General features: G+C 72.8%; 20 protein-coding genes. 12 read left to right on the forward strand and 8 right to left on the reverse strand.

Features of this window, described 5'->3' with window-relative positions:
• Positions 1 to 222: 222 nt before the first annotated feature.
• Complete coding sequence (locus C2865_RS20625) at positions 223 to 657, forward strand: hypothetical protein (protein WP_157963832.1); 435 nt, start codon at positions 223 to 225, stop codon at positions 655 to 657.
• 461 nt (positions 658 to 1,118) lie between these two features.
• On the opposite strand, the gene C2865_RS20630 is transcribed toward C2865_RS20625, so the two are convergent.
• Positions 1,119 to 1,535: a VOC family protein gene (locus C2865_RS20630; protein ID WP_106400175.1), complete on the reverse strand. Its 417-nt coding sequence runs from the start codon at positions 1,533 to 1,535 to the stop codon at positions 1,119 to 1,121.
• A 309-nt stretch (positions 1,536 to 1,844) separates the two neighbouring features.
• Between C2865_RS20630 and C2865_RS20635 the strand changes: the two genes are divergently transcribed.
• Positions 1,845 to 3,005, forward strand: coding sequence for a DUF2235 domain-containing protein (locus C2865_RS20635; RefSeq protein WP_198653476.1), 1,161 nt, complete (start codon positions 1,845 to 1,847; stop codon positions 3,003 to 3,005).
• A 25-nt stretch (positions 3,006 to 3,030) separates the two neighbouring features.
• Here C2865_RS20635 and C2865_RS20640 read toward each other — a convergent pair whose 3' ends face one another.
• Positions 3,031 to 4,128 (reverse strand): hypothetical protein, encoded by a 1,098-nt coding sequence (locus C2865_RS20640; RefSeq protein WP_106400177.1) that lies wholly within the window; start codon positions 4,126 to 4,128, stop codon positions 3,031 to 3,033.
• Between the two features lie 328 nt (positions 4,129 to 4,456).
• Between C2865_RS20640 and C2865_RS20645 the strand changes: the two genes are divergently transcribed.
• On the forward strand, positions 4,457 to 5,344 hold the full coding sequence (locus C2865_RS20645) for a rod shape-determining protein (protein WP_106400178.1): 888 nt from the start codon (positions 4,457 to 4,459) through the stop codon (positions 5,342 to 5,344).
• An 80-nt stretch (positions 5,345 to 5,424) separates the two neighbouring features.
• Here C2865_RS20645 and C2865_RS20650 read toward each other — a convergent pair whose 3' ends face one another.
• Positions 5,425 to 5,877 carry a hypothetical protein gene (locus tag C2865_RS20650; RefSeq protein ID WP_157963833.1) on the reverse strand — a complete coding sequence of 151 codons (453 nt, stop codon included), beginning with the start codon at positions 5,875 to 5,877 and terminating at the stop codon, positions 5,425 to 5,427.
• A 203-nt stretch (positions 5,878 to 6,080) separates the two neighbouring features.
• Between C2865_RS20650 and C2865_RS20655 the strand changes: the two genes are divergently transcribed.
• A complete protein-coding gene (locus C2865_RS20655; protein ID WP_106400180.1) occupies positions 6,081 to 7,235 on the forward strand; it encodes a hypothetical protein in 1,155 nt (384 codons plus the stop codon).
• A gap of 149 nt (positions 7,236 to 7,384) precedes the next feature.
• Here the strand turns inward: C2865_RS20655 and C2865_RS20660 are convergent, their stop codons facing one another.
• On the reverse strand, positions 7,385 to 9,007 hold the full coding sequence (locus tag C2865_RS20660) for an AMP-binding protein (protein WP_106400181.1): 1,623 nt from the start codon (positions 9,005 to 9,007) through the stop codon (positions 7,385 to 7,387).
• Between the two features lie 109 nt (positions 9,008 to 9,116).
• Here C2865_RS20660 and C2865_RS20665 point away from each other — a divergent pair, with 109 nt between their 5' ends.
• Entirely contained in the window at positions 9,117 to 9,980 is an 864-nt protein-coding gene (locus C2865_RS20665) for a helix-turn-helix transcriptional regulator (RefSeq protein ID WP_106400182.1), read from the forward strand.
• Positions 9,981 to 10,144: 164 nt separating this feature from the next.
• Entirely contained in the window at positions 10,145 to 11,410 is a 1,266-nt protein-coding gene (locus tag C2865_RS20670; RefSeq protein ID WP_106400183.1) for an MFS transporter, read from the forward strand.
• A 58-nt stretch (positions 11,411 to 11,468) separates the two neighbouring features.
• On the opposite strand, the gene C2865_RS20675 is transcribed toward C2865_RS20670, so the two are convergent.
• Complete coding sequence (locus C2865_RS20675; RefSeq protein ID WP_106400184.1) at positions 11,469 to 11,963, reverse strand: winged helix-turn-helix transcriptional regulator; 495 nt, start codon at positions 11,961 to 11,963, stop codon at positions 11,469 to 11,471.
• A gap of 101 nt (positions 11,964 to 12,064) precedes the next feature.
• On the opposite strand from C2865_RS20675, the gene C2865_RS20680 reads away from it, so the two are divergent.
• The 6 genes from C2865_RS20680 to C2865_RS20705 all read left to right on the forward strand — a co-directional run bounded on the left by C2865_RS20680 (position 12,065) and on the right by C2865_RS20705 (position 18,919).
• Positions 12,065 to 13,501 (forward strand): MFS transporter, encoded by a 1,437-nt coding sequence (locus C2865_RS20680; protein ID WP_232835735.1) that lies wholly within the window; start codon positions 12,065 to 12,067, stop codon positions 13,499 to 13,501.
• Between the two features lie 287 nt (positions 13,502 to 13,788).
• A complete protein-coding gene (locus tag C2865_RS20685; protein WP_106400186.1) occupies positions 13,789 to 14,895 on the forward strand; it encodes a serine hydrolase domain-containing protein in 1,107 nt (368 codons plus the stop codon).
• Between the two features lie 49 nt (positions 14,896 to 14,944).
• Positions 14,945 to 15,988 (forward strand): alpha/beta hydrolase, encoded by a 1,044-nt coding sequence (locus tag C2865_RS20690; RefSeq protein ID WP_106400187.1) that lies wholly within the window; start codon positions 14,945 to 14,947, stop codon positions 15,986 to 15,988.
• A gap of 241 nt (positions 15,989 to 16,229) precedes the next feature.
• The gene (locus C2865_RS20695) at positions 16,230 to 17,654 is read left to right on the forward strand and encodes an MFS transporter (RefSeq protein ID WP_106400188.1); all 1,425 of its coding nucleotides are present in this window, start codon (positions 16,230 to 16,232) and stop codon (positions 17,652 to 17,654) included.
• Positions 17,655 to 17,714: 60 nt separating this feature from the next.
• Positions 17,715 to 18,296 (forward strand): TetR/AcrR family transcriptional regulator, encoded by a 582-nt coding sequence (locus C2865_RS20700; protein WP_106400189.1) that lies wholly within the window; start codon positions 17,715 to 17,717, stop codon positions 18,294 to 18,296.
• Positions 18,297 to 18,373: 77 nt separating this feature from the next.
• Complete coding sequence (locus tag C2865_RS20705) at positions 18,374 to 18,919, forward strand: dihydrofolate reductase family protein (RefSeq protein ID WP_106400190.1); 546 nt, start codon at positions 18,374 to 18,376, stop codon at positions 18,917 to 18,919.
• A 19-nt stretch (positions 18,920 to 18,938) separates the two neighbouring features.
• Here the strand turns inward: C2865_RS20705 and C2865_RS20710 are convergent, their stop codons facing one another.
• Genes C2865_RS20710 through C2865_RS20720 form a run of 3 tightly spaced genes read right to left on the reverse strand, consistent with a single transcriptional unit; the run spans position 18,939 to position 21,691 of the window.
• Positions 18,939 to 20,276, reverse strand: coding sequence for an oxygenase MpaB family protein (locus tag C2865_RS20710; protein WP_198653478.1), 1,338 nt, complete (start codon positions 20,274 to 20,276; stop codon positions 18,939 to 18,941).
• Between the two features lie 39 nt (positions 20,277 to 20,315).
• Positions 20,316 to 21,482, reverse strand: coding sequence for a PucR family transcriptional regulator (locus C2865_RS41470; RefSeq protein WP_106400192.1), 1,167 nt, complete (start codon positions 21,480 to 21,482; stop codon positions 20,316 to 20,318).
• The gene (locus C2865_RS20720) at positions 21,479 to 21,691 is read right to left on the reverse strand and encodes a hypothetical protein (protein WP_106400193.1); all 213 of its coding nucleotides are present in this window, start codon (positions 21,689 to 21,691) and stop codon (positions 21,479 to 21,481) included. The genes C2865_RS41470 and C2865_RS20720 overlap by 4 nt, the downstream gene beginning before the upstream one ends.
• Positions 21,692 to 21,751: the final 60 nt, after the last annotated feature.

The following is a 21,751-nucleotide window of genomic DNA, read 5'->3' on the forward strand; positions in this document are numbered from 1 at the left end:
CGACGAAACGCCCGGACCGGGCCAGAAGGAGTCTGTTTCGACGACCACCAGCCCATGCCGCGCACCGCGCGACGGGCCCTTTACAGAACACGGAGCGGACGTCCGTTCCGGACCATATCGGCGGCGCCGGGTCAACGTTGACCCGGCGCCGCCGATATGGTCCGCCGGGCGTCCCTCCGCCGGTGCCCGCCACCGGACCCAGCACGAGAGTGGAGTGACACGATGCCTCTTGATCTGACCGGCGACGATGTGACGAACCGGGACCTGCTCGGCCGGGTGACGCTGCCGCTCACCGGCTGGACCGCCCGCCTCCACCACCCCGACCGCCTGGTGCTGGACCCGGGCGGCGGATCGCCCCTGACCTACTCGCTGCTCGGCTCCGCGGCGCCCGAGCAGCTGCTGCTCCGCGCCCACCACGTCCGGCTCGGCCGCGCCTTCGGCCCCGCGGGGATCGACACCGTGACACTGGCCTACGGGGTGACCGGAGGCGGCCCCGCCGAACCGCTCTTCCTGCGCCACCGCCCCTGGCGGCCGGCCCGCGTCCACGAGGCACGCCCCGTCACGCTGTCCGGCCGCGTCTGGCTGGCCGAGCTCCCCGGCCACTTCGACGAGGTCCGCGTCACCGCCGACGGCCACACCGCCGTCCGCCTCGTCTGAGCCCGGCGGGCCCTTGCCGGAGCCGTCACCGACCCCTGACCCCGAAGCACCGCACCCGGCGCCGTCCTCCTTGGACGGCGCCACGTCCGGCGAGCGGCTGAAGGGGCGACTTACGGGTCGGTCATCATGCCGCAGGCCGCCGGTCTTGCAGACGGATGAAATTCACGGACCGGCGCGCCTTTCCCGCTGAAACCAGATGGACGCCCACGCCCCCGCGAACCGCGTGGGTCGACCCGCAGGGCGAGGTGCGGGACGTCGGGTACATCCCCAGCTCCTGATCCCGGACCGGCCGCGGTGCCGCCATGTCCGGTCTCGCAGGGGAGTCCCACTCCGGCAGGGGCCGGTACGGCCGAGGTGAAGCGTCCGCCTCCTCGCCTCGGCCGTGCCGCCCTGACCGGGCGGGGACTATCGGCCGGAGAGCACCGCGGGCCCGGCTTCGGGGCCCTCGCCGCCCGCAGTGGTCAGGACGGTGCCGGGCCCTCCTGCGAGGTGATCACCCAGACGTGGCCGTCGGGGTCGGCGAAGGAGCCCTCGTAGGCCCAAGGCCGCTGACCGGGGGCGGAGACGGTCTCGGCTCCGGCCCGGCGTGCTCGCTCGACGAGTTCGTCGACGGCGGCGGCGTTCTCGGCGGGCAGGTTGAGCAGGCACTCGCTGCTCTCCTTCGGGGCGATGTCGCGGCCGCCGGCGACCCACCCGAAGCCGACCGTGGGGATGAGCATGAGGCGGACGCCGTCATTGAGCGCGAACTGCAGCGGCTCGGGCACGCCGTCGTCCGCCACCTCGCCGACGGGCTCGAAGCCCAGGCCGTCGCGGTAGAACGCGAACGACGTGCGGCGGTCGGCGATCGGCAGGCAGACGATGAAGGGGGCTGTGGTCATGTGCGGTTCCTCGGGAAGGCCGGTCTCTCACCGGAACGGCGGGCGGGGAGATCACACTAGGCGGTGGCTCTGACAGAACGACGGCCCGTCCGGTCCGCCGGAGGGGCGGGCCGCATCGCGGAAGCCGGCCGACGCCCGGGTCCGGCACGTCCAGGCCGACGGCAAAATGTCTCGATAGTCAATTTTCATTGCAAATGAGAGTAATTGCCAATCTAATAATGGTCACATTGTCGTCACTCGGTCGCGATCCGCGGTTCGCCGCGGGGAATGATAGGAATATGCTCCGCGCCGAGAGAGAAGAGGGCAGCCGTGGGCTCCAAGCGCCTCGTGGTCTGCTGTGATGGCACCTGGAACACCGCCGACCAGGAGGTGGCAGGATGGCTTTGCCCGACCAATATCCCCAAACTCGCACTTTCCATCGCCCCGCGGGATTCCGCCGGGGTGGACCAGCGCGTCTATTACCGCAGCGGGGTCGGCACGGGCCGGTGGGAGCGCCTGCGCGGCGGCGCGTTCGGCTTCGGGTTGTCGCGCAACGTCTTCGACGCCTACCGCTTCCTCATCGACAACTACGAGACCGGGGACGAGTTGTTCCTCTTCGGGTTCAGCCGCGGCGCGTTCACCGCGCGCAGCCTCGCCGGCCTGGTCCGCAACAGCGGCGTCCTGCGCAGGGAGAACGCGGGCCGGCTGAAGGAGGCATGGTCCCTCTACCGGAGCAGGACCGAAAAACCCGGCGGCGTGGCCTCCACCCTGTTCCGCAACTCGTACTCGCACGAGCCCCGGATCCGCTTCCTCGGCGTGTTCGACACCGTCGGCGCCCTGGGCGTCCCGGCCCTCGGCCCCCGCTGGCTCGGCCCGGTCGTCAGACGGCTCAACCGCCGCTGGGAGTTCCACGACACCACGCTCAGCTCCCGCGTCGACGGCGCGTTCCACGCGCTGGCGCTCGACGAGCGGCGGTCGGTGTTCGAGCCGACGCTCTGGCACCGCAAGCCGGAGGCCCGCGACCAGGAACTGAGGCAGGCGTGGTTCGCCGGAGCGCACTGCGACGTCGGCGGCGGCCACCGCGACACGGCCCTGTCCGACCTGGCGCTGCTGTGGATGGCCGCCTGCGCGCACGAATACGGCCTGGAGTTCCTGCCCACCGCCTTCCAGCCCGGAAGCCCCGCCGAGACCGCCCCGGACGAGAGCACCCGCTTCACCGTGGCCCCCGACCCGATGGGCCGCCTCCACAGCTCCTGGAAGGGCCTCTACCGCCTGACCGAACCCGCGGACCGGATGATCGGCACCGCCGTGAACGAACAGGGCCTCCCCGACGGCCACGAATACCTGGCGGCCACCGCCAAGGAACGCCACGACAACGACCCCCTGTACCGCCCCCGAGGCCTCGTCGCCTACCTGGAGGACCCGGCGAACGTCCGCCTGGAGCCGGTTCCGAAGACCACGCGCGTCGGTGACGGACCGCCGATCTTCTGAGCCCCGGTGATGGCCGGCACCGGGATCAAGGCCGCTCGGCGAGCCACCGGGCGGCCGAACGGCGGACGGCCGCTCCCGCCGTCCGGTTGCGGGCGATCGCCCGGATGACCTCGGCCGCTCCGGCCGAGGTGCCGGAGCCGAGCGTCTCGAGGATCTTTTTGAGGGTCCTGTCCGAGACGAGGCACTCGGCCTGCGCGACGGCGAGCAGAAGGCGCAGGTCGGGCGGTGGCTCCAGGACCTTGCCGATGAGGTGGCCGCGCAGGAGGCCCTGGGTGCGGGGGCTGAAGACGAGGTCGCGCAGGAGCTCCGGGCCGAGCCGGTCCCGGGCGGTGGTCCGGAGGAACTGGCGGGTCACGTCCAGGCGGCGGCTCTCGACCAGGAAGTCCCGCGCGAAGCGGGCACCGGTTCCGTCCTTCCGGGCGAAGAAGGCGCGGATCACCGCCGCGCCGGCGAAAGGGCCAGGCCGGAGGAAACGGCTCGTCAGGGCGGCCGCGACCAGGCCGGCATCGTCCGGGGTGCCGTGTTCGGCCAGGACGGCCAGGGCGGAATCCCTCCTCGACCGGCAGAGCCACCTGTACGGCCGCGCGAAGGCCCTGCGGCGCAGGCGGGCCAGAGCGGGCCCGTCACCGGTGGCGGCGAGCATGGCAAGGACGTCGAAGAACGGCCGCGCCCGCCAGTGCCTGCCGCCCGCCAGGGCGCGGAGGACTCCCGCGTCGCGAAGCGAGGGATCCTCGGTGTACCGGTCGCGTACGTGGATGGAGAAGTCGAGGATCAACCTTCGGCTCGCGAGGACCTCCCGGAGCACCTGCAGACGTGCCTCGCCGCCCTGCTCGAAGAGTTCCGCGCACGGCCCGTCGCACTCCCGGCGCCCCTCCCCGGGCCGAGCCGGATCCTTGACCCAGAAGCAGTCGGCCATGTCCCGCCTGCGCCGCCCCTCACGCAGCAGCCAGGACCGCACCAGCACGAGGTCCTCCGCCTCCCCGCGCCGGGCCAGCAGGCCGACGGCGGCACGAAGCCCCGGCGGATCCTCCGCGAGAAGCCCCGACAGGAAGCCCAGATTCCCCGCACCGCCTTCCGCCGCCCTGCGCAGAAGCTCGTGCGTCAGATCCTCCCCAGCGCTCAACCCGCCTCCTCGAATGGGCCCCCCGGTTTCCGACGCGAGCGGAAACCGAGTGGTTCGCCGGGCGATCACACGTCATCGGTGAAGGCCCTCCGGAGGCGGACGGTCGAAGCGCTTCGGGTCGGGCGGGAGAGACTGCGTGTGGGAATGCGCGGATACATCCTCTGATTGCGGGAAATTGGGTGGTGGGCCCGATGGCGGTGGCCGCGGTGGTGGTCGATCCTGGGCGGGGCCGGTGGTGCGATCCGGTCGGCGGTCGTGCCTTGCGTCCTCGGGTCCTGTGGAGGGCGGGCCTTCGGACGGCGGCTCCTTGGACATCGGAGTGATCTGTATGCGGTTCGGTTCCGTCGAGGACCGTGGTGGTGCGCGGCGCGGGCCGCGTGCCGCGGTCGATCTGGGCAGCAGTCGCATCCGGGTCAGCGTGCCCGCTCGCGAGGTGCTGATCGACCGGCCTTCATCGCTTCCCGCCGCGCCAGGCGCCGGGGACGAGGCGTTCGGGGGAGTCCGGCCGCGCCGGAAGCGGGGGGCGGACCGGGACGCGTGGGTCGAGGGGGCTGCTCCTCCGGGGTGGGTGCGTCCCATCCGGCACGGCATGGTGACCGACGCCCGGGACTGCGCCCGGCTGACCGGCGGCGCTCTGCGGGAGGCCGCCGCGCCCGCCCTGAAGGAGATCCTGCTGGCGCTTCCCAGCGCGGCCACCGACCGGGACCGGCGGCGGGCGGTGACGGCCGTGCGGGCCGCCGCGGACTGCCCGGTGCGGACGATGGAGGCGCCGCTGGCCGCGGTGATGGGTGCGGGGCGTGCGTTCGGCGATACGAGCCCCCGGCTGGTGCTGGACATCGGCGCGGGCCTCGCCGAGATGGCGGTGATCGTGGAAGGGGAGGTTGGTCACGCGCGTTCCGTCCAGTACCTCCTGGAACGGCCGCCCGGTAGCGCGAGTCCGCGGCTGCCGCGGCACGTGCACGGCAGGCTGGCCGACGAGCTGCAGCAGATGCTGGACGGGCTGCCGGCCCGGCTGCGGTCCCGTGTCCTGTCCCGGGGACTGCTGCTGACCGGCGGCGGGGCGCTCCTGCCGTCCCTGCCGGGCGGGCTCGCCTCCCGGCTGGCGGTGGACGTCCGCATCGCTCCCGACCCGGCCCGCGCCACCATCCGCGGCCTGGCCCGCGTCTGCCTCGCCCCCGAGTCCGTACGGGCGGTGGTCGCCGTCCGGGAGGACTGAGGCGCCGGATTCGGTGACGCTCATCCCGGGTGTCCGAAGTCGGCCGGAGGAGACCTGAGCGCGGTGCGGAAGGGCGGGCGTCACCGGGCCAGGAAGATGAAGGCCGGGGCGGTCAGGGCGAGGGGGAGGCCCAGGAACAACGCCACGGCTCCACCGGTCCAGGCCGCGGCGCGCTGCTGGGCGGAGGTGGCGCCCTCGGCCGCCAGGGCGGCTCGGAGCTCGGCGTAGTAGTGGCTCTTGTCCGGGACCGCCATGGAGACGACGGGCCAGTAGAGCAGCCCGGCGAGCGTCACCGCGACCGGCGCGAGCCAGGGGGCGCCCGCCGCGTCGGCGAGCAGGGCACCGAGGACGGACACGGCGAGGTAGCCGACCGCGGAGGCCAGTTGCAAGCCGAGTGCCAGCAGCGCGGCTCGAAGGGCGCTGCCGCGGGCCGCCGGCAGCAGCGGGCGCCACAGCGCGGTGCGGAAGCGGCGGCGCTGGACATGGCCCCAGCAGAGCAGGAACAGCTGAGTGAAGACCAACAATGCCGCCATATCGGCTGAATGCTCCTAAGGACGGGCTACGGGGGTGGTCATCATGCCACGTGCCGCGGACGGATTCCCGCGGCAGGCGATCGGACGGGTGACCCGGCCGCTTTACAGAAAGCGGAAACCATCAAGAGAATTCCACGAAGGCGGCTCCCGGATTCGTCGTTCTCGCCGTTGAGGGCGTAGGGCGGACTGCCGATAGTGGCCGCATGAGAAAGCAGCGCATCATCATGGCGGGAGTGGTCGCCGCGACGGTCGTGGCGGCGCCCGCGACGGCCCGCGCGGCGGACGGGGACGAGTGGCGCGCCATCCGGCCGGTCGTCACCCTGCCGACCCGGGACCTCCGGGACGTCGAGGCCGTCAGCCCCACGGAGACCTGGATAGCCGGCTACCAGTACAACCACCGCAGCGAGGCCCCCGACTACTTCCCGATCCTGCAGCGGTGGAACGGCAGGAGCTGGAAGGCGTACGAGCCCACGGGCATCGGGTTCGAAGGCCGGCTGTACGCCCTCAGCGCGGTCGGCGCGAACGACGTCTGGGTGGCGGGCTCCCTCGAGGGGGAAGAGGACGCGAGCTACGCCGACACCTACCTGGGGCACTGGGACGGCACCGCGTGGAGCAGGGTCGCCGCTCCGCCGGTGACCGAGGCCGGCGGGCGGCTGCGCCACATGGCGGCGGACGAGGGCGGCGTCTGGCTGTCGGAGCTGAACGGCAGGGTCTCCCGCTGGGACGGGACGTCCTGGACCACCCATCTCGAACTCGGGAAGCGGGTGATCGTCCTGGAGTCCTTCTCCTCGGGCGAGGCGTGGCTGCGGGCGGAGGACGGCCTGTACCGGTGGGACGGCACCTCCTGGAGCCGGGTTCAGCTCCCCGCGGGCGCCGAGCCGTCCCACGTGAGGATCGACAAGGCGGACGGGGTCTGGACGGCGACCCCGAACGGGCTGGCCGTCTGGAACAACGGCTCCTGGCAGGAGACCCCCTACCCCGAGGAGTACCGGAACAGGCGCGTCGGCAACATCTCCCAGGGGCACTGGGTCCACCTGCGGGACAACGAAGGTCCGGTGAGCTGGCTGCGCTGGACCGGCTCCGACTGGACCGTCATCTCGGACGAGTCGCAGAACACCCCCGGCAGGCAGGTGATGACCGACTCCGCAGGACGCATCTGGGGCGTCGCGTACGCCTACCTCCCTTTCGTGGACGGGACGAGCGGCAAGCTGGTCCGCTTCGAGAACGGCCGATGGAAGACGGTCTCCGGCCTGCCCCGCGCCATCTACACGCTGCACGCCATCCCCGGCAGCGACAAGCTGATCGGCGTGGGCGTCGACGGCTTCACCGGCGACCTGAAGGCCATCACCAACGGCTGACGACGACGCACGGCGACCCCTTCACCAGGGGCACGGCCCCGGCCGTGCCCCTCCGGCCACACGTATGACCGGGCCGAGGCCGCCTCTCGACGGGGACGGCGATCAGCCGCCTTCGAGCCGTGTGAGAAAGGAGCGCGTCATGGCGGAGTTCACATGCCGCTGGTGCGCTGCTTGCGGAGGACGAAGCGCTGGACCTTGCCGCTGGGGGTCTTGGGGAGGGCGTCGATGAAGTGGACGGCGCGCGGGTAGGCGTGGGCGGCGAACCTGGTCTTGACGAGCTGCTGGAGCTCCCGGACGAGGGCGTCGGCCGGGGGCGTGCCGGGGCGGAGGACGACGTAGGCCTCGAGGACCTCGCCGCGCAGGGTGTCGGGGACGCCGATGGCGGCGGCCTCGATGACGCTCTCGTGCTGGACGAGGACGCTCTCGACGTCGAAGGGGCCGATGCGGTAGCCGGCCATGATGATGATGTCGTCGTCCCGGGACGAGAAGCGGAAGAAGCCGTCCTCGTCCCTGGTGCCGGCGTCGCCGGTGAGGTACCAGCGGCCGTCGGGGGTGAAGCGTTCGGCGGTCTTGCCGGGGGCGTCCACGTAGCCGTGGAACCACATCAGCGGGCTTTCCGCGACGTTCAGCGCGACCCGTCCGAGGACGCCGGGGCCGGCGGGTTCGTCGCGGTCGTCGTGCAGGACCTCCGCGGACCAGCCCGGCAGGGCCCTGCCCATCGAACCGGCCGGGACGTCGGTGCGCAGGCCGTCCGCCCAGGCGTCCGCGATCACCATGCCGTGCTCGGTCTGGCCGTAGTGGTCGCGGACGGCGGTGCCGAGCACCTCGCGGGACCAGGCGTTGACCTCGGGGGTGAGCGGTTCCCCGGCGGAGGAGGCGCGGCGCAGCCGGATCCCCTCGGGGGCGGGGGCGTCGGAGGCGCGCAGGCTGCGGTAGACGGTCGGGGCGGAGGTGAAGTTGGTGACGCCGAACTCCTGGAGCACCTTCCAGGTGAGTTCCGGGCTGAACCCGGCGCTCAGCAGCAGGTTGCGCCTGCCCGCGGCGAGCGGGGCGAGGATGCCGTAGTACAGGCCGTAGGCCCAGCCGGGGTCGGCGGCGTTCCAGAACACGTCCTCGGGCCGCACGTCGAGCCCGTACTCCAGGTAGGCATGGAAGGACGCCAGCGCCTTGACCGGCACGGGGACGCCCTTGGGCGTACCGGTGGTGCCGGAGGTGAACAGCTGCACGAGCGGGGCGTCGCCGCCCATGACGGCGGGGGCGGCCGAGGGCTCGTCGCCGCCGTAGAGCTCGAGCAGCCTGCCGAAGGAGAATCCGTCGGCGGTGCCCTCTCCGGCGACGATCGTCTCCCAGGGCGCCTCGGCGGGGATGTCCTCGCCCGGGGCGAGCTTGGGCAGCTGCCCGGAGTCGACGACCACGACCTTGGCCTTGCCGGCGTCCAGCCGCAGCGCGATGGCCGACGGCGCGAACGCGGTGAACAGCGGGATGTGCACCGCGCCCCGCCGCCAGATGCCCAGCAGCGCCACGACGAGGTCGGCGGACTTGCCCATGAGGGTGGCGACGGCGTCCCCCGGTTCGACGCCCAGCCCGGCCAGTGCCGCCGCGAACCGCGCCGAGTCGTGCCGCAGCCGTCCGTAGGTGAGGTCCTCGAAGGAGAGGTCGGCGTTCACGACGGTGAACGCGACGGCCTCGGCGGGGTGCCGGTCGCACAGCAGTTCGGCCGCGCAGGCCCGCGGAGATCCGTAGAGGGCGAGCAGCTCCTCGACGTGGTTCATGAAGATCCCTCTCTTTCTCCGGTGCAGCGGTTTTCGAGTGGAGTGTGACCTTCGTCTATCTTGTGAGGAGAGTTCAGAACGGGACTACCCCCGGAAAGGGGTGAACAAAATGCACCCCGCTCCGGACGGCCTGCTGCGGCCCGACGACGGCGACGCCTACCGCCAGGAGCTGCGCCTCCTGCGCGACCGGTCCGGCCTCCCCGTCGTCTTCGGAGGCCAGGTCCTTGACGGGAACTTGACACTCGCCCAGTTCCTCGGCGTCCGCACCTCCGGGCTCCGCGGCCTGCGCGTCACCCCCGGCAGCGGCCTGGGCGGCCGCGTCCTGGCCGCCGGGCGCCCCATGGCCCTGAACGACTACGGCTCCGCCGGATCGATCACCCACGACTACGACACCCCCGTCCTGGCCGAGGGCATCCGCGCCGTCACCGCCGTCCCGGTGACCGTCCTGGGCACGGTGAGGGGCGTCCTGTACGCCGCCGACCGCAGCCCCGCCCCGCTGGGCGGCCGCGCCCACGACCTCCTGGCGGACGCCGCCCGCCGCCTCGCCGCCGAGCTGTCCGTCCGGGACGAGGTGGACCGCCGCATCCGTCTCTCCCGCACTCTCCCCGCCGCCGCGGACGGCCCCCTCACCCCCCGGGTCGCCGAGGAGCTGCGCGCCCTCCACGCCGAGCTGCGAAGCATCGCCCAGGACGCGGCGGACCCCGCCCTGCGCACCCGCCTGCGGTCGGCCGCCCGCCGCCTGACCGCCCTGGCCTCCCCCCAGGACCCCCCGCCCCTCACCCCCCTGTCCCCGCGGGAACTGGACGTCCTCTCCCAGGTCGCCCTCGGCTGCACCAACGCCGAGGCCGCCGCCCGGCTCTCCCTCCTCCCCGAGACCGTCAAGGCCTACCTCCGCAGCGCCATGCGCAAACTGGACGCCCACACCCGGCACGAGGCCGTCGTCTCCGCCCGCCGCCGAGGCCTCCTGCCCTGACCCGGATCGACACGATCGGTGATCTCCCCTAGGCTCCCCTGCCGTGACAGCTCTCTTCGGGTAGCGGACCGCGTGGTCCTGCGGCGTCGTAGCAACGCTCCGCCGCGGCCGCGCGCTTTTCATGTCCGCCCGTGAGAGCTTCTGTCATTTCTGGAGGATGCGCCGTGCGCACCGTCCCCTCGTCTTCCCAGCCCTCCCGGCCGAGCCTGTGGCGGCACCGGGCGTTCGCGCTGCTGGCCTCGGCTCACGCCGTCAGCCAGGTGGGCAGCCAGATCAGCCTCGTCGCGCTGCCGCTGCTCGCGCTGACGGTCCTGCACGCCTCGCCGGTGCAGATCGGGTTGCTCACCGCCGCCGAGACCGCGGGATTCCTGCTGGTCGGCCTGCCCTCCGGGGTCTGGGTCGACCGGATGGCCAAGAAACCCGTTCTGGTCGTGTGCGACGTGATCCGGGCACTCGCGCTCGGATCGCTGCCGGTCGCCCACCTGCTCGGGGTCCTGGGCCTGCCGCAGTTGTACGCCGTCGCGCTGGTGACGGGCCTGGCGACGGTGTTCTTCCAGGTCGCCTACCAGTCCTACCTGCCGGTCCTCGTCGACTCCGACCGGCTGGTGGAGGGCAACACCAGGCTCCAGACGCTCGGGACGGCGGCGGAGGTCGCCGGTCCCGGGCTGGGCGGGTGGCTGACGCGCCTCGTCGGGGCGCCCGTCGCGATCGTCCTGGACGCCGTCAGCTTCCTCGGCTCCGCCCTGCTCCTGCTGGGGATCAGGGCGGACGAGCCCGCACACGCCACCGAGCGGCGCGGGTTGTGGACGGAGATGCGCGAAGGGCTGGCGTTCCTCGCCCGCCACCGCATCCTGCGCGCCGTGGTCGCCGCTTCGGCCTTCGCGAACCTCTTCGGCACCGCGCTGATGGCGATGCTGCCCGTCTTCTTCATCCAGGAGGCGGGCGTCGACTTCAGCACGTACGGGATGGTCCTGGCGGCGGGGAGCGTCGGCGGGGTGCTCGGCGCGATGACCACCGAGTGGCAGCAGCGGCTGATCGGCGGGGCGCGGATGCTCTGGCTGAACGCGATCCTCGCCGGGCTGGCGCTCCTGCTCGTGCCGCTCGCCGAACCCGGCTGGAAGCTCGGCCTCGCCGTCGCCGGACTGGCCGTCGACGGCTTCTTCGTCGCCTCGTGGGCGGTCGCTTCCGTCAGCCTGCGCCAGACCCTCACCCCGACCGGCCTGCTCGGCCGCGTCAACGCCACCGCCCGCTTCGTCAACTGGGGCGTCATGCCCGCCGGAGCCCTCCTCGGCGGCCTCCTCACCGAGGCGATCAGCGCCCGCACCGCGCTGCTGGTCTTCGGCGCCGGCTACCTGGCCTCCTGCCTCCCGGTCCTCCTCTCGCCCCTGCGCGGCCTGCGCTCCCTGCCTCGGAGCGGCGGCGTCCGGTGACCGGGCGGCGGGGAGGCCCGCCGCCCCCGCACGGCGGCCGATCCGCGTTCCGGGGAGGTCAGCGGCCGCGGGCGAGGACGCTACGGGCGAGTGCCGTCCGTTCGGCGGCCTCGTCCGCGGCGGCCTGCTCCTCGGCGGCGACGCGGGCGTCGTAGGCGGTGCGGGCGGCGGCTATCTGGTTCTGGTGCTCCTCGGTCCAGGTGACGAGGGCGCGGATGGTCGTGTGGAGGGTGGCGCCCAGCGGGGTGAGGGCGTAGTCGACGCGCGGGGGCACGGTCGGGTGCACGGTGCGGCTGACCAGGCCGTCGCGCTCCAGGTGGCGCAGGGTGCGGGTGAGCATGCGCTGGCTGACGCCGTCGATCATGCGGCGCAGCTCGGTGAAGCGGAGGCTGTGCTTGTCGAGCAGGGCGATGACCAGGAGCGACCACTTGTCCGCGACGCGGTCGAGGATCTGGCGGACCTCGCAGTCCTCCCGGGTGTCCCACTGCAGGATGTCGTAGTCGTCGCCGGTATCCCCGCAGTAACCGGGGGACTCTGATGTGCCTTCTTCCATGATCCTTCATGGTGCCCGACGATGGGGCCGGTTACAAGAAGGAACCGGCATGCACTCGGGGAACCGGGAAGCCGGTCCGTGTCCTGGAGAAGGGGTGGACCGTGTCCACGACATCCGCATTGAACGAGCGCATGGACGCGCGCGCCTGGGGCGTGCTGCTCGTGCTGGCCGGGGCGGTGTTCCTGGAAGGCGTCGACGTCGCGATGCTGAACGTGGCGCTGCCGGCGATCCGGGCCGACCTCGGGCTGTCCACAGGGACGCTCAGCGGCGTGGTCAGCGCCTACGTGCTGGGGTACGGCGGGTTCATGCTGCTGGGAGGGCGGGCGGCGGACCTGCTGGGCCGCCGCCGGATGTTCCTGTCCTGGCTGGTCGTCTTCCTGCTCTTCTCCGGTCTGGGCGGCTTCGCCAGTGAGGGCTGGATGTTGCTGCTCGCCCGGTTCGTCACCGGTGTCGCCGCGGCGTTCATGGCGCCCGCCGGGCTGGCACTGCTCATCGGCGCCTTCCCCGAGGGCCCGCGGCGCACCAAGGCGCTCGGCGTCTACGCGGGGACGGCCGCCGGCGGGTTCTCCCTGGGGCTGGTCGTCGGCGGCCTGCTGACCTCGGTCGGCTGGCGGTGGGTGTTCTTCGCCCCGGTGCTGCTCGCCGCGGTGATCCTGGTGGCGGCGCTCCTGCTCATCAAGGAGGCCGACGAGCCGGAACGCCCCGAGGGGGGCTTCGACCTGCCTGGCGCGTTCAGCATCACCGGCGCGATGCTGCTGCTGGTGTACGGGGTGGTCCGGCTCGAGCACTCCGGAAACGGCATGGCGGGCACCCTCGGCGTCTTCGCCGCGGGGTTCGCACTGCTGGCCGCCTTCGTCGCGATCGAACGCCGCTCGCCCGACCCGCTGGTCCGGCTGGGCATCCTGCGCTCGGCGCCGTTCGTCCGGGCCAACCTGGGAGCGCTGCTGTTCATCGGCTCGTTCATGGGCTTCCAGTTCCTGGCGACCCTCTACCTCCAGGAGGTGCGCGGCTGGAGCCCCCTGCAGACGGGCCTGGCCATGCTGGTGGTCGGCGTGGACACCGTCCTCGCCCCGACCCTGACGCCGCGCCTGGTGAACCGCTTCGGCAACGTGCCCGTGCTGTTCGGCGGGATGGTGCTGGCCGTGCTGGCGTACCTGTTGTTCCTGCCGCTGGGGATGGACTGGACGTACGCCGCGATGCTCCCGACCATGGTCCTGCTCGGCCTGGCGTTCTCCCTCGCGTACGGCCCGCTCACCATGGCCGCCACCGAAGGCGTCGACGAGCGGGAGGAAGGCCTGGCCAGTGGCATCTTCTACACCTCCATCCAGTTCGGCACCGCCCTGGGCGTCTCGGCCGTGACCGCCGTGAACGTCGCGGCGCTCGGCGACGCCACCGCCCCCGCCGCGAAGCTCGACTCCCTCCAGGCGGCCCTGCTCATCCCGCTCGCCGCCGCGGTCGCCGGCGCGGTGATCACCGCCTTCGGCCTCCGCGGGGCCACCGCTCCCGAACGGCCCGAGCCGGTGCGCGTCCCCGTCTGAGCAGCCCCTGACGCGCGAGGCTCCGGACCGGGAACCCCCGGTCCGGAGCCTCGCCGGTCGCTCCCTGCCCAAAAACAGCCACTTGTAACAAAAACCTCACTACATGTCCGGTTTTGGTCTCCATCGCCTTTCGCGGGGGGCCGCCCGTCATGATCAAGGAGCGGTCCCCGCCCCGGGGGTGTGCGGACGCCCGGTTGTGATCGACTTCTCATCGTCAAATATACATAAATGTCTATTTGACAGTTAGGCTGCCGCTCGGTCAAACCTCCCCTTGCTCGAGGAGTGTCATGAAAGCCAAGCGGTTCTCCGTGGTCGCGGCCCTGTGCGGCCTCGGCCTGTCCACGGTCGCGGTCCCGGCCGAGGCATCCGTCCCCGACGCCGCGCAGGTCCTGCTGGACGGCATGGAACAGGGCCACGCGGCCGGATATCCGGGTGTGATCGGCATGGTCCGCGACGGCGGGCAGGAGCAGTCCGTGCACGTCGGCGTCGGCAACCGGTCGACGAACGCGGCGGCCGACCCGGCGGCCAGGTTCCGGATCGGGAGCGTCAGCAAGTCGTTCACGGCCGCGACGGTCCTGCTGCTGGAGGCCGAGGGGCTGCTCGACCTCGACGACAGCGTCGAGCAGTGGCTGCCCGGCGTCGTCAGCGGCACCGGTTACGACGCGACGCAGATCAAGTTGCGGCACCTGCTCAACCAGACCTCCGGCCTGCCCCAGTACACGATGAACATCGACGGTTTCCTGTGGGGCGCCGAATGGACGCCGCAGCAGCTCGTGAACGGCGCCACGAAGAAGGCGCCGATCGGGGCGCCGGGGCAGACCTGGCACTACTCCAACGCCAACTACGTCCTCGCCGGCATGGTGATCGAGGCCGCGACCGGCACCAGCGCGGCCGCGGCGATGCAGGCACGGATCTTCACCCCGCTCGGCCTCGCCGACACGAGCCTGCCCTCGGCCAACACGATGGCGGGCGCGCACCTGCAGGGCTACTTCCTCACCACCCCGATCACCTACATGACCGTCACCACCCAGAAGGTCTCCGCCACCTGGACCGCCGGAGCGATCGTCTCCACGCTCGAGGACATCGCCACCTTCGAGCGGGCCCTCCTGGACGGCACCCTCCTGCCGCCCGCCCAGCTGGCCGAACTGAAGACGACGGTGCCGACCGACACGGCCGGGACCTCCTACGGCCTGGGCCTGGCGAAGAACGACCTCGGCTGCGGCGAGGCGTGGTGGCACAACGGCTCGGTGCCCGGCTACTTCACCCTCACCTACGCCAGCGACGACGGCTCCAGGCAGGTCACCCTCACCGCCAACGAGAACCACCTCCTGGGCGGCACCCCCGGCCAGACGCACCTGTGGAACGGCGGCGTCTCCGCCTTCTGCGCCCTCTGACCCGCACGCGCGCACGCCGTTCGGCCACCCCCCGGCAAGAGGAGCATCCGTGAAGAAATGGTTCACCGCCGCCGCGACCCTCATGGTCGCCGCCCTGACCCTGCCCTGGTCCGCGCCGGCGCTCGCCGACGGGCCGCCCCCGCTGGCGGACGCCGCGGGCCTGACCGTGACCGGCGCGCCCGCCGGCACCGACACGAACTTCACCTTCAAGGTGACGACGCCGAACGTCGCGGGCGAACGCACGATGCGGGTCATCCTGCCCGCCGACTACGCCGCGAACCCGACGAAGCACTACCCGGTCAACTACTTCCTGCACGGGGCGCACCCGACCGCGAGCGGCGGCGAGCCGGGCTGGGCCTTCCCGGCGTTCCTCGACGCCTCCGCCCGCTCGGCGATGATCACGGTCGTCCTCGACGGCGGCAACCGCGGCTGGTACACCGACTGGCGGGTCCAGAACAGCGCGGCGGGCGCCGCCAAGTGGGAGACCTTCCACATCCAGCAGGTCATCCCGTTCATCGACGCCAACCTGCGGACCCTGGCGACCCGTGACAAGCGCGCCATCACCGGCTACTCGATGGGCGGCTTCGGCGCGATGCACTACGCCTTCAAGCACCCCGACCTCTTCTCGCACGCGGCCTCGATGTCCGGTCCCGTCGACATCGCCGACACCCTTGGCCGCCTCGCCGTCATGAACGGCCTGCGCAACCTCGCCGAGTGGTGCAGCGCCGTCGTCGGCTGCAACGGCTCCTACGGCCCGACCCTGCCCGACAACGTGATCTTCGGCCCGCTCATCCCGATCCCCGACCCCGGCATCTGGCACCAGGAGAACCCGACCTTCCACGCCGACCAGCTCGTCGACGTCGAGCTCGGCCTCTACCACGGCAACGCCGACATCATCGAGCAGGGCGCCACGGTCCTCAACGGCAACTTCGCCGCGGCCCTCGACGCCGAGGACATCACCTACCGCCACGTCAACTACGGCAACGGCTCCACCTGGGGCACGGGCTGCACCGGCGTGCACGCCGACGGCGACTGCGTGGAGGCCTCCCTCCGCGACTGGCTCCCGCGCGTGGAGGCCGGCTTCGCCTCCTGACCCCACCCCCGCAGACCCTTCCGCCGCGCCCCGTGCGCGGCGGAAGGCCGTTGGTGAAGGCGCGCAGTTCTTCGCTGGGCTCGGCCGCGTCCGGCGCGCGGCGGAGGACTGTTGGTGAAGGCGCGCAGTTCCCCGACGGGCTCCGTCGCGCCCCGCGTGGCGGAAGGGACCGCGTTCTGTGGGCGCCGTGATTTCGGGGGCCGGGCGGTCTGGGTCCGGGCGGCGGGGGAAGAGGGAGGGGGTGGAGGACTTGCGTTACGGCAGTGCGGCCGGGAGGTGGGTGCTGGCCGCGACGGTGCTCGGGTCGGCGCTCGCCGCGATCGACGCGACGGTGGTGGGGATCGCGCTGCCGGCCATCGGGCGGGAGTTCGGGGCGGGGCTGGCGAGCCTGCAGTGGGTGGTCACCGCCTACACGCTGACCCTCGCGGGGCTGCTGCTGGTGGCGGGTGCGCTCGGGGACCGGTACGGGCGGCGGCTCGTCTTCCAGATCGGAGTCGTCTGGTTCGCGGTGGCGTCCGCGTTGTGCGCCGTCGCGACCGGGCCCGGCATGCTGATCTGGGCGCGGGCGCTGCAGGGGGTGGGGGCGGCCCTGCTGACCCCGGGCAGCCTCGCGATCCTGCAGGCGTCCTTCCACCCGGACGACCGGGGCAGGGCGATCGGCGCCTGGTCGGGGCTGGGCGGCGTGGGTGCGGCGATCGGCCCGTTCCTGGGCGGCTGGCTCGTGGACGCCGTGTCCTGGCGGCTGATCTTCGTGATCAACCTGCCGCTCGCGGCGCTCGTCTTCGTGATGGCGTGGCGGCACGTCCCGGAGTCCCGCGACGCCGAGGCGACCGGCCGGGTCGACGTCGTCGGGGGAGTGCTGGTGACCGGCGGGCTCATCGGCGTGACCTACGCCCTGATCGAGGGCCCCGCGCACGGCCTGACGCCGCCCGCCGCGCTCGGCCTGCTCCTGGTCGCCTTCGTCTGGTGGGAGCGCCGGACGGCGCATCCGCTGCTCCCGCTGGACATGTTCCGCTCGGTCGCCTTCAGCGTGACGAACGTCGTCACGTTCATCGTGTACGGCGCCCTCGGCGGAGCCCTGTTCCTGCTTCCGCTCCAGCTCCAGCAGGTCTCCGGCTACACGGCCCTGGAGGCGGGCATCGCCCTGCTCCCCGTCACCGTCATCATGCTGCTGCTGTCGTCACGTTCCGGCGCGGTGGCCGCGAGGATCGGACCACGCCTCCAGATGAGCGTCGGCCCCGTCGTCGTGGGTGCCGGATTCGCCCTGCTCGTGCGGGTGGACGAGGCCGGGACCTACCTGACCGAGGTGTTCCCGGCGGTCTGCGTCTTCGGCCTGGGCCTGGCCATCACGGTGGCGCCTCTGACCGCCACGGTCCTGGCGGCGGTCCCCGCCCGCCACGCCGGGATGGCCTCGGCCGTCAACAACGACGTGGCCCGCGCGGCCTCCCTGGTCGCGGTGGCGGTCTTCCCCGCGCTCGTCGGCATCACCGGCGACGCCTACCTGCACCCCGAGCTCTTCTCCGCGGGCTTCCACAGCGCCGTGCTGATCGCCGGGGTCCTCTGCGTCGCCGCGGGGCTCCTGTCCGCGGTCGCCCTGCGCGACACGCCCTGCCCCAGGACGACCGCCCACCACCACTGCGCCCTGGACGCCCCTCCTCTGGACTGACCGCCGTGACCGGCCTTGCGGCTAAAGTTAACGAACGAACGTTCACGAACTGGAGGCCCCGTGGTCCGTCCCCGCACGACCAGCGACGAGGAGATCCTGGCGGCGGCCGCGCGCGCCGTCGGGCAGGTCGGGGCGGCACGGCTCACGCTGGCCGCCGTCGCCCGCGAGGCGGGCCTGGCCCCGGCCACGCTCGTCCAGCGCTTCGGCTCGAAGAGGGGCCTGCTGCTGGCCCTGGCCGAGCACGGCTCCGGCACCTCGCCGTTCGAGGCGGCCCGCGCGGCGAACCCGTCACCCCTCGCGGCGCTGCACGAGGCGCTCGGGGCGCTCGCCTCCCGGGTCGACAGCCCCGAGCAGATGGCCAACAACCTCGGTTTCCTGCAGCTGGACCTCACCGATCCGGAGTTCCGCGAGCACGCGGCGGACGACGCCCGGCGCACCGGCGGGCACATCGCCGGCCTGCTCGCCGAGGCCGTCGCGGCCGGCGAGCTGAGGGCGGGCGTGGACGTTCCGCGCCTGGCGCGCGCCGTCCAGGTCGCCTACAACGGCTCGCTGATCCTGTGGTCGCTCACCGGCGACATCCCTTTGGGCCGGGCCCTGCGCGCCGACGTGGACGAGGTGCTCGACCCGCACCGCCCGGGTTAGTAAACGAACGTAAATTTACTAACCCGGGCAGGGCTGCTACCGTTAACGAACGGTCATTCACAAACCAGGGGGCCCGCATGTCCTTCCCGCGTTCGTTCACCGCCCACGTCTTCATCGGCGTCAGCCTGGACGGCTTCATCGCCCGCCCGGACGGCGGCCTCGACTGGCTCACCGAGCGCGGCGAGGCCGCCGAGGGCGACCTGGGCTACCAGGAGTTCGCGGACGGCGTCGACACCGTCGTCATGGGCCGCGCCACCTACGAGAAGGCGCTGAGCTTCGGCCGCGACGTCTGGCCCTACGACGGCAAGCACGTCGCGGTGCTGAGCACCCGCCTCCCCGCCGACGCCGACCCGCGCGTCACCGTCCACCGCTCGCTGGAGGAACTGGTCGAGGACCTCGAGAAGCGCGGTGCCGAGAGCGTTTACGCCGACGGCGGCCAGGTCGTCCAGTCGTTCCTGCGCGCCGGCCTGATCGACGACCTCACCATCACCACGGTCCCGGTCCTCATCGGCCGCGGCTTCCGCCTCTTCGGCGACCTCGACGCCGACATCCCCCTCACCCTGCGCTCGACCGCGGACATGGGCGCCGGCATCACCCAGTCCGTCTACGAGGTGGCCCGCTGAACGCCCGCCTCCCGACGCCTCACGCCACGCTGGTGTCGTGGTGGTCGTAGGGGGAGGCGGTGATGCCGGACCGGCGGGCGCGCTCGGCCACCGCCGCCACCGCGCGTCTCTGCCAGACGTCGCCGTGGCGTGCGCGCCGCTCGCGGCGGCGCCGGGCGCCGGGGAGGCGGTCGCCGATCCTGCGTTGCAGAACGTTGAGGCGGGTGAGGGCCTCGGCGACGGCCTGCCAGGGCTGGAGGCGCACCCCGGCCAGGGGTGAACCGCGCAGGAGCGCCCGTACCAGGGACTCGCCGGTGAGGGCGGAGAGCAGGCCGAACAGCGGCGCCAGCGCCTCGAGCTGGAGCCTCCGCCGCACGGGGCGGGGGCTGAGGACGCGGTCGCAGACGGCGTTGACCGTGACCGCGGTCCAGGGGGTCGGGCCGCCCGCGGTGAGGATCATGTGGTGGGCCAGGTGCAGCCCGTCGAGGGCGCGGCGCGGGACGAGCTCGTCGGTGACGCCCATCAGGTGGGCGATGTAGGCCCAGTACAGCATGACGTCGTCCAGGTCCGCCGGCGTGATCCGCCGCCCGTGGGCGTGGTCGAACAGCGGCGGGAACAGCCCGAAGGTGATCGCGGCGCCCATCGTCATGGCGTTGGAGACGGGGTTGCCGTGGCGGGCGAAATGCTCGTCCCCCCAGGCGCGGCGCAGCGCCAGCCGCGCCTGGGCGTGCATGAGCCGCACCCGGACGATGCTCTTGAAGACGGGGGAGTGCCGGTCCGCGCCCCCGGGGAGGGTGACGTCGTGGAACCAGGTCGCCGTCTCCAGCTCCCGGCGCCGGAAGTCGGTGAGGAAGCGGCGGGTCTGGCCGGTGGCCGAGGAGACCTCGGCGCCGACGAACGTCCCCATGGCGTCGCTGAACAGCATGGTCAGCTTGCCCGACAGGGAGGAGCCGATCCACAGCCGCCGGCCCCGCTCCCAGCGGCGGGCGTCGAACCACTCCGGCGGGTCGTCCAGGTGGCGGAACAGCTCCACGAGTTCGTCCGGCGGGTCGGGCACCGCGTCGATCCCCCGGTCGAGCGCCTGGTCGAGCATGCGGCGGCCGCGGGGCATGCCGACCCTGCCGAAGGCCGACACGACGGCGTCCATGAGCTCGTCGCCCTGCCAGCGGTGGTCGTCGAAGAGGGCGGTCAGCGCGGTGCGCTCGGGGACGGCGCTCACGGGAATCCAGGGGGAGAACAACCGGTGGTGCGGCTCGGTCAGCCACAGCGGTGACGGCGCCGCGGCCTCGGGCCCGGGGCGCAGCGGCATTCCCCGCCGGTGGTAGTGGTCGAAGGGGTGCCGGCCGGGTTCGGCGGGCGAGGGCATGGCCGTTGGCATTCGTGACTCCAAAGGGGGGAACGGTGCCGGGGGTCCGGGTCAGGTCTGCCAGATTCCGTGGCCGTCCGGTGAGCTCATCAACGTCCAGGCGTGCAGGGCGATCATGTAGTTGAGCGACTGGTCGGGTTCGTAGAGGCCGGGGCCGAAGAGGTGCTCGAGCCGGCGGATGCGGTAGCGGACGGTCTGGGCGTGGACGTGGAGGCGCTCGGCGGTGGCGGAGGTGTTGAAACCGCAGAGGAACCAGGTGCGCAGGGTGTGGGCGTAGACCGCCCTCTTGTGCGGCGGGTGGTCGGCGAGGGGGGCGAGCTGCCGTTCGGCGAGGCGGCGGACCGGCTCGGGATCGTTCATGATCATGAGGTCCGGGACGTGCTCCATGGCCGGGACGGGCCCGGCGGCGGTGATCACGCCGGTGGTGAGCAGGTCGAGGGTGTGGCGCGCCAGGCGCAGGGAGGCCGCGGCCCGGACGGGCTCGACGGTGGGGCCGATGGCGGACGGTATCCCCGCCAGCATCCGGTCGAGCACGGCCCCGCGGCCGGGGCCCTCGGGGTCGGGCACGATGAGGCGGTCGCGTGCCGGGTGGGCCAGGACGTCCGGGAGCAGGTGCCGGGCCGGCCGCCGCGGGCCGGGGGAGAGGGCGACCACGGCGAGGGTGCGGGGCAGCGTCCAACCGGCCTGGTCGGCGGCCTGCCTGAGCCGCGCCCTGCTGACGGCGGTGCGGAACAGGAGCGTGAGCAGCCGGCGTTGCCGCGGGTCCGGCTCGGGGTGCACGGCCTCGTTGTAGCCCGAGGCGGTGGCGTCCTTGAGCCGGTCGGCGTAGGTGAACGCGCGCTGGGCCAGCAGCCCCGTCTCGTGGACCCGGGTGAGGGCCCCGAGGCGCAGGGCCTGCTCGGCGAGCCGCTGGACGGCCGTGCCGACCGCGATCTGCTGGGCGGCGCTGACGTCGTGCAGGGGAATGCCGAGGTCGGCGGCGGCGCCGCCCAGGCGGTGGAAGAGCGTGAGGGCGGAGGGTTCGGGATGCCGCGCGGGGTCGAGGAACTGGACGATCGCGGTCCGGAGGGCGCGGCACAGCCCGGGAGGCACGCGCCCGGTGGCGGACGCCTCCTCGGCGGAGGCCCGTGCGATTCCGGGAGCGGCCCGGCACAACCGCTCCAGCACGCCGGCGTCGACGGCGGGGGAATCGGGCGGCCGGTGGAAGGCGAGGGTCACGACCGGTGTCCTCCCTGCAGGAGCGCCCCGCTCATCAGGACGACGGCCCCGGTGACCCGCAGGCCGTGGGTGGTGAGGGCAAAGGGTAGGTGGACGGGCCGGGCGCCGCGCAGTTCGGGCATCTGCCCGGCCGCGGCCTTGAAGCACGCGAGTCCGGCGAAGTACACACCGGTGGACGCGACGGCGACGTACTGATCGGCGTAGGACATGTTCCGGCCTCCGGCGGGGCCGCCCGCGGTCCGCACTGCCCGCGGGCGGCCTGCTTCGGT

This window comes from Actinocorallia populi, assembly GCF_002995495.1.
Taxonomy (GTDB): Bacteria; Actinomycetota; Actinomycetes; order Streptosporangiales; family Streptosporangiaceae; genus Actinocorallia; species Actinocorallia populi.